The organism is Pseudomonas sp. Sample_9 (assembly GCF_004307535.1).
In the GTDB taxonomy this organism is placed as follows: domain Bacteria; phylum Pseudomonadota; class Gammaproteobacteria; order Pseudomonadales; family Pseudomonadaceae; genus Aquipseudomonas; species Aquipseudomonas mercuritolerans.
The window spans coordinates 49,305-52,523 of record NZ_RAZO01000063.1 but is presented as its reverse complement, the minus strand read 5'-3'; the positions used below and the strand labels follow the sequence as shown (position 1 = coordinate 52,523).

The 3,219-nt window shown below is 56.9% G+C and carries 5 protein-coding genes; 2 read left to right on the top strand and 3 right to left on the bottom strand.

Annotated features, from left to right (window positions below; all coding sequences use genetic code 11):
• Window positions 1-621, top strand: a 621-nt coding sequence (locus D6877_RS03815) for a penicillin-binding transpeptidase domain-containing protein (protein ID WP_277751470.1), incomplete at its 5' end; no start/stop codon positions are given.
• Window positions 622-666: 45 nt separating this feature from the next.
• On the opposite strand, the gene D6877_RS03810 is transcribed toward D6877_RS03815, so the two are convergent.
• Together D6877_RS03810 and D6877_RS03805 are read right to left on the bottom strand one after the other, a co-directional pair.
• On the bottom strand, window positions 667-1,071 hold the full coding sequence (locus D6877_RS03810; protein ID WP_130909904.1) for a lysozyme inhibitor LprI family protein: 405 nt from the start codon (window positions 1,069-1,071) through the stop codon (window positions 667-669).
• A gap of 40 nt (window positions 1,072-1,111) precedes the next feature.
• Window positions 1,112-2,026: an ADP-ribosylglycohydrolase family protein gene (locus D6877_RS03805; RefSeq protein ID WP_130909903.1), complete on the bottom strand. Its 915-nt coding sequence runs from the start codon at window positions 2,024-2,026 to the stop codon at window positions 1,112-1,114.
• Between the two features lie 176 nt (window positions 2,027-2,202).
• Here D6877_RS03805 and D6877_RS03800 point away from each other — a divergent pair, with 176 nt between their 5' ends.
• A complete protein-coding gene (locus tag D6877_RS03800; RefSeq protein ID WP_016775506.1) occupies window positions 2,203-2,691 on the top strand; it encodes an SRPBCC family protein in 489 nt (162 codons plus the stop codon).
• A 315-nt stretch (window positions 2,692-3,006) separates the two neighbouring features.
• On the opposite strand, the gene D6877_RS29305 is transcribed toward D6877_RS03800, so the two are convergent.
• Window positions 3,007-3,219: hypothetical protein (locus tag D6877_RS29305; protein WP_178083626.1), on the bottom strand; the 213-nt coding region annotated here is incomplete at its 5' end.

Below are 3,219 nucleotides of genomic sequence, written 5' to 3'. Positions count from 1 at the left end.
CTGATGCCGTCGCAAGCGTGGAAACGCGCTACTCGGCGACAGGCCTGGTATCCCGGCGAGACGGTTATTCTCGGCATCGGCCAAGGCTACATGCAGGTCACCCCGCTGCAATTGGCCCAGGCCACTGCCCTGATCGCCAATAAGGGTATATGGAATCGGCCGCACTTGGCCAAGTCGGTCGACGGCGTTGCGCCGGTTGACGAGCACCCGATGCCGAACATTCTGCTAAAGGATCCGCGTGATTGGGAGCAGGTCAACCACGGTATGCAGATGGTCATGCACGATGCTCGAGGCATCGCACGAGCGGCCGCTGCGGGTGCGCAATACCGTATCGCCGGCAAGAGTGGTACGGCGCAAGTGGTGGCGATCAAGCAGGGTGAGCGCTACAACCGTGAGAAAACCCTCGAGCGCCACCGTGACAACGCCCTGTTTGTAGGGTTTGCACCGGCCGAACATCCAAAGATCGCCATCTCGGTAATGATCGAGAACGGCGAGGCGGGTGGTCGTGTTGCCGGTCCAGTAGTGCGGCAGATCATGGACGCCTGGTTACTTGATCAGGATGGCCACCTCAAGCCGCAATACGCAGCGCCGAGCAAAGCACCGGGTGATCCGCACGTCTGAGGCATAACGGTTTCACAGCACAGGCTCCCGTAAGTGAGCCTGTGATTACGCACCAGGTACCGGGCAACTCATATCACCTTCCTCACATTTCAAATATTGCTTGAAGGCTTCTATCCGAGCCTTGGTGACGTCCGTGAGACAGCTACTGTAAACCAACGGATAAACGCTCCCGCCCGCCACCCCAGAAGCCGAAAACGTGCACTCGGCATCCCGAAAGCTGACCCACGCCCGCTGCGCGTTGACCAGCAGCTTCTTTCCGTCCGGGTTGTCCTTAAGGCGTCCGGTGATCTGCTGGTAGATCGTATTCAATTCCTTGTCCGCCGCTTTGAACGCTTGCCCAGCGCATTGATTCATCGTCGCCTGATCACTGGCGTTGGCGCAATCAACCGTGGCATGGGCGAAAGGGGCAAACAAAAAAGGCGCAAGGGCCAGAAGCAGACGCACTGACATAAGGTTCTCGCTGTATCGAGTGGAATGAGTGTAGCGATTGTTATGTACGTAGGCGGGAGGCCTCAAGCAAGCGATCCGCAGTGGCGGTGATTTCCTCGCCTTCATGCAACTGCTCCAGCCAGTGTTCGGGAATCGCCCGAGCGCCGTAGTAAGCACCTGCCAACTGACCGACGATAGCAGCCGTCGTATCCGCATCATCACCGAGATTGGCTGCTTTCAACACCGCTTCGGCGAATGTCTGCGTATGGTGAAAGCACCACAAAGCGGCTTCCAGCGATTGGACGCTATAGCCACTGCCTTTTATTTCAGTTTCCGCTTTATGGAGGTACTCACCCTGAGCAATCGCAATCACCTTGGGCTGGGAAAGCTGGAGCAGTGGCGACCGCCGAAGCTGTGTTTTCTCCGCACCCTCAAGCGCTCGTGCGATCAGGTCAGCCAGCAACTGACAGCACTCGATTGCCTCCGGCGCCGCATGGGTTGTGCGCGAACTGTCGGCGGCGTTGATCTGGATCTGTCCAGCGTCGGGAAAATAAAACAGCACGACAGGCGCCAATCGCATCAGCGACCCGTTACCAGCAGTCAATGGATCAGTCGACCCTGCGAAAGGCTCCCCGGTTCGCTGATACTGTTCCAGTGCATGGCTGACGGTCATGCCGATGTCGAAACATTCTCCGGTAGAGCTCAGGTATCCCCATTTCCACCAATTGAGATAGCGGCCCATCTGATCAGTCGCGTCGAAGCCGTTTTTACTCAGCAGGCTTTCGGCCAGGCACAGTGCCATTGAGGTGTCATCGGTCCATTGCCCAGGCTTGAGCTGGAACGGGCCGCCGCCAACCATATCGCTCAGCGGCTGGAATGATCCTCGCGGCTGGAACTCAACCGTTGTGCCGACCGCATCGCCGCAAGCCAGGCCGAGGAGGGCGCCGCGATACCGATCGGCAAGAGAGGGCTGCATGATTCGTCCTTGTTTCTGCGGATTCGCTGGAAAGATAACAGGTCAGGCGGCGCCGATCACAGAGCGGAAAATACCGCAGGATGTGTCCGCTCGAATCGATGCCTGCAGCGCCTGGATACAACTTCGCATTGGACATGTGGTCATACAAGCCTAGTGTTCAGAACAGGAGGTGACGTATGAAACCAGTACCTAACAGTTTCGAACGCAAGATCACGCTCAAGGCGTCGCGTTCCCACGTCTGGCGTGCATTGGTCGATGCAGAGGCGTTTGGCCAGTGGTTCGGCGTGGCGCTCGAGGGACGGCGTTTCATTGCCGGCGAGTGGACGCAGGGCCAGGTCACGTACCCCGGTTATGAACACGTATTGTGGAATGTGCTGATCGAGCGGGTCGAGCCGCAGCAGTTGTTTTCTTTCCGCTGGCACCCGTATGCGGTCAACCCGAAGATCGACTATTCACAAGAGCCGACCACGCTGGTCAAGTTCGAATTGCAGGACTTCGAAGACGGCACTCTACTCAAGGTCTCGGAATCCGGCTTCGCGCACATCCCTGATATCCGCCAGAAAGAGGCGTATTACATGGACAGCCGCGGCTGGGAGGAGCAGTTGAGCAGGCTTGAACAGTTTCTCGCCGAAAGCGCCAGGGCTCGTGAAAGCGGCGGCGCCTGACACGTCTAAGGGTTTTCGGAAGTGTTTGTATGGCGAATGTCTTACACGCGTTGGTAGCTTTTACGACTATTGCTGATTGGATCCACTGGGTAATCTACACACATCAACTGAGACACAGGGAGTGTTTCAGGATCATGGATGATCGACCATTTGCAAGGATCGCTGCCGACAGGGAGTCGATAATGGTCTTGGGAAAAACCCGCTTCGGCGGGTTTTTTTTCGTCTGTACGTAGGAGCTGCCGAAGGCTGCGATCTTTTGATCTGGCTCTTGAAAACCCAAGTCAAAGAGATCGCAGCCTGCGCGAACGTGTCCCGTTACGAAGCAATCAACTGCCGCAATACATAATGCAGAATCCCCCCGGATTTGAAGTACTCGACCTCATTCAGCGTATCAATCCGGCACAAGACTTCGATTCTTTCCTGACGCCCATCCTCGCGAGTGATAACCAGCGGCAGATTCATCCGTGGCCTCAGCTCGACGCCGGTCAATCCCAGAATCTCGAACGTCTCTTTGCCGGTCAGATTGAG

Excerpts from the sequence above, each read along its gene's own strand:
- D6877_RS03810 (WP_130909904.1), bottom strand. The coding sequence starts at position 1,071 with ATGTCAGTGCGTCTGCTTCTGGCCCTTGCGCCTTTTTTGTTTGCCCCT.
- D6877_RS03805 (WP_130909903.1), bottom strand. The coding sequence starts at position 2,026 with ATGCAGCCCTCTCTTGCCGATCGGTATCGCGGCGCCCTCCTCGGCCTG.
- D6877_RS03800 (WP_016775506.1), top strand. The coding sequence starts at position 2,203 with ATGAAACCAGTACCTAACAGTTTCGAACGCAAGATCACGCTCAAGGCG.